This is a genomic window from Mesorhizobium sp. M7A.F.Ca.MR.176.00.0.0 (genome assembly GCF_004023165.1).
In the GTDB taxonomy this organism is placed as follows: Bacteria; Pseudomonadota; Alphaproteobacteria; order Rhizobiales; family Rhizobiaceae; genus Mesorhizobium.
Map to the genome: position 1 here is coordinate 36,382 of NZ_RZTC01000062.1, position 3,229 is coordinate 39,610.

3 protein-coding genes are annotated in these 3,229 nt (G+C 64.8%); all 3 read right to left on the bottom strand.

Annotated elements, in window-relative coordinates; all coding sequences use genetic code 11:
• Positions 1-723, bottom strand: a 723-nt coding sequence (locus tag EOB59_RS20605; protein WP_128289106.1) for a hypothetical protein, incomplete at its 3' end; no start/stop codon positions are given.
• 279 nt (positions 724-1,002) lie between these two features.
• Positions 1,003-1,992, bottom strand: a complete 990-nt coding sequence (locus EOB59_RS20610) for a Coat protein (RefSeq protein ID WP_127809886.1) — start codon at positions 1,990-1,992, stop codon at positions 1,003-1,005.
• A 184-nt stretch (positions 1,993-2,176) separates the two neighbouring features.
• Positions 2,177-3,088, bottom strand: coding sequence for a hypothetical protein (locus tag EOB59_RS20615; protein WP_128289105.1), 912 nt, complete (start codon positions 3,086-3,088; stop codon positions 2,177-2,179).
• Positions 3,089-3,229 lie beyond the last annotated feature (141 nt).

The following is a 3,229-nucleotide window of genomic DNA, read 5'->3' on the forward strand; positions in this document are numbered from 1 at the left end:
AGAAGACTCTCCCGACGTCCCGACGCCAAACATCTCCAGCGCGCGTTTCGGATCCTTGGCGATCAACGCCTCGAAGCGCGTCTTGGCCGCAGTGCCGAACCAATCCTTGACCTTCTGCTGTCTGATCCCGGGGTCGAGACCCATATTGTCGATCAGATCGAGCCCTTCCTGACGGGCTGCCTCGAAGGTGATGGTGTCGTCGGGGTTGGCCTTGCCAATGGCGATGGCACTGGTCTTCAGCGCCGTGTCGACCTCTGCCTGCTCGTAGTCCTTGCGCCGCTGAAGCTGCCGCTGCGCCATGCGCAGCGCGCCAACCGCACGCATCGCTTCCTTCTGCCTGGCGAAATTGATGCGCTGGCTCTCGGGCATGCCAGGCAAGGCATCATCGAACAGCGTGTCGAACAGGCCTGATTTGACCACCTGGCCGTTACGCGGGTCGACCTGGCCGTACATGGTCTCATGCAGGCCGCTGCCATCGGGCGGCGCATTCGCCGCCGCCTCGTCTTCCGCCTGCGCGATCCGTCCGTTGAACCGCCGCCGCGCAAGCTCGGCGTCGAACGCCTCCTGCTGATCCTTCATCTGCTGGTAGCGCTCGGCGACAGCGGAAAACTGGTCGCCAAGCCCCTGCATGGCGCCGCCGATCGGCGATCCCTGGGGATATTGCGCCGCATTGCCGGTATCGAGCCGGCGCTGGCCAATGGAAAGGGGGATGATGTGTACCATGGCTGTTTCCTGCTCACGAAGCACTGAGGGCTGAACCGCCGAAAATCACCCGGCCGCTGCGGCACGGCCGGCAATGGCGCTCGAGGCCGATGCCTTCGTCGGATCCGGATTTTGGAGAGGCCGCCAACGAGCGTGTTGCCCACGCATTGATTCTGCGGGCCAATCCTGTGCCGGCGACGGATTCCGGCTCTGTTTGTCACGCCAGGATCGGAACATGGCCGGCGCCAAGTTTAGAAAAGAAGCGGGAGCGCATCGCCCCCGCCCTCCACCTCGGTCCTATCAGGCCTCGGTCGTCTTCAGCGCGATGAACGTCATGTTCTTGACGCTCGACGCGGTGCGGTCCCAGTTCGCCGCCAGCGCCAGTTCCGCATCGGTGGCGAACTCGCCGGCCGAGGAGGCGTCGAGGAAGCGGGTGCCGGGCACATGCGGCACAAAATGCCGGCGGCCGACCATTTCGGTAACGCCGCCGCCATGGCCCTGGCGCGGCTTGCGGTCGAACTCCAGCGGGCCGCCCTCGGTGTTGACCGGCAGCTCGTTCCACAGGATCGCCTTGTCCTTGAACATGAAGGCGGTGTAGACGCCCGCCGTCACCGGGATGTCGTCGTCGACCACGGCGCGCAGACCCATGTAGTAGGGGATCAGCGGTCCGCCCTGCTCGGAAGACGGCACATAGTCGATGAGGTCGGCGAGCTTCAGCGCCTTCATCTGCTTGGAGTGCATCCAGATCGCCTTGAACTTGTCCGCGCGGTCGCCCATCAGATAGGCGGCCTCGATGATGTCGGTGTCGACGATGGAGGCGCCGGTGGTGCGCACAAGATCGCCGCCGTCATTGGCGATGTTGTCGGCGACCACGCCTTTCAGGATGCCGAGCAGGGTCAGCTTATTGGCGCGCTGCCAGTACTCGGTCTGCCGCTTGACGATCAGCTTCTGCGGATCGTCGCCCGCCAGGATCGAGGTCAGGTCCGGAACGCCCCACGCCTGGGCGCGGACATTGCGGGCGGCGACCTCGCGGCGCGAGCCGATCTTCTTCATCTCGATGGAATCGGCCGGATCGTCGTTGACCGGCTCGGACGGATCGTTGCCGAGATCCTTCCAGCCGGGCATGTCGACCGAGCGACCGCCCATCGACAGCTTTGACGAGATGGCCGGGTCGGAAAACAGGATTCCGGCCTGGTAGATCTCGAGCGACTGCACATGTTCCTCGAAAGCATATTGCGCATAGACGGACGGAACGATCGCGTCCGCGATACGGGTATAGGCATCTGCCATTTTTCTCTTCCTTCAGGTTTGGGTTGGCGGCGGGTGCCCCCCTACCCAGCCTCCGCTTCGCTCGGCTGACCTCTCCCCGGGGGGAGAGGAGACTTGCGACGTCGGCGCGCCTCTTCTCCCCGACGGGGAGAAGGTGGACGCGAAGCGGCCGGATGAGGGGCGTTTCAGTGCTGCTGATCGATCGTCAGCGCGGGTTGTTGGGCATCCAGCGGTCGGGATTTTCCCCCGCCTCGCGAGCCAGTCGCCGGGCGCGGGCGGGGTCGCTTTTGACGAGGGCTGAAATGTCAGTCAGGTTGCGTTCGCCGGCGGCGTTGCGCTTGAACGGATTGGCTCCGCCGAAAGAAGCACCGCCGTCGATCGTGTCTTCACGGAACATCGCCTCGCCGATCGCCTGGAACGCCTTGGCGATCTGCGGATCGGTCAGCGCCCCGTCAGGCAGAAGGATGCCCTTCGCCTTGTAGGCATCGACCAGGCCGAGCTTCTTCATCGCCCGGTTGGCGACCTCCAGTCTCTGGCGAAAGCCGTCGCTGTCGGTCGGTCCCCAGTCCCTGACAAGCTCGTCATGGGTGGCTTCCACCGAGCGGGCCAGCGCGATCTCCTGATGCTTGGCCTGCTCGGCCATATAGCCGACGAACATGTCGTGATAGGCCTGCGCGGTCTTCGGCGAGGCACCCGCCTCGACCGCCCAGGCCTTGGACGCCTGAGCGAGCTCGTCCGAATAGGCGAAGTTCTCCGGCAGCCCTTCCGGCCTGAGGTATTCGACCTTTTCGGACGAGGTGACCGGACGCATCGCCTCGGGCAGCCGGGCATGAAACCGCTCCCAGTCTTCCCGAGGCGCGTCCGCGGCGGGAACGCGCAGGCTCTCACCCTGCTGCCGCTCCAGCTCCGCATAGGATGTGAAAACCCGATCGAGGCTTTCAGGCTTGGTCCAGCCCTTGGTTTCAGCGAGCTTGCGGTTGCCTTCGGAAAGACCGTCAAACCAACTTTTGCCGCCAGGCGCGGCGGACCCGTTGTCCACGCCTGCCGGTGACTGTACCGGGTTGCCCGCCGGCAGCGCACGCGCCGCCACGGACCCGGCGTCTGCCAGATCTGTCATGTGATGTTCCTTTTGCTAGGGGTTAGAAAAGAGCCGGGGCGGCTTGGTAATCTCCCCCCTCGAGGGGGAGATGGCCGGCAGGCCAGAGGGGGTCGGTTCGACTGGACGCGACATTCATGCGCCGAAAGAAGAAGTTAGCGC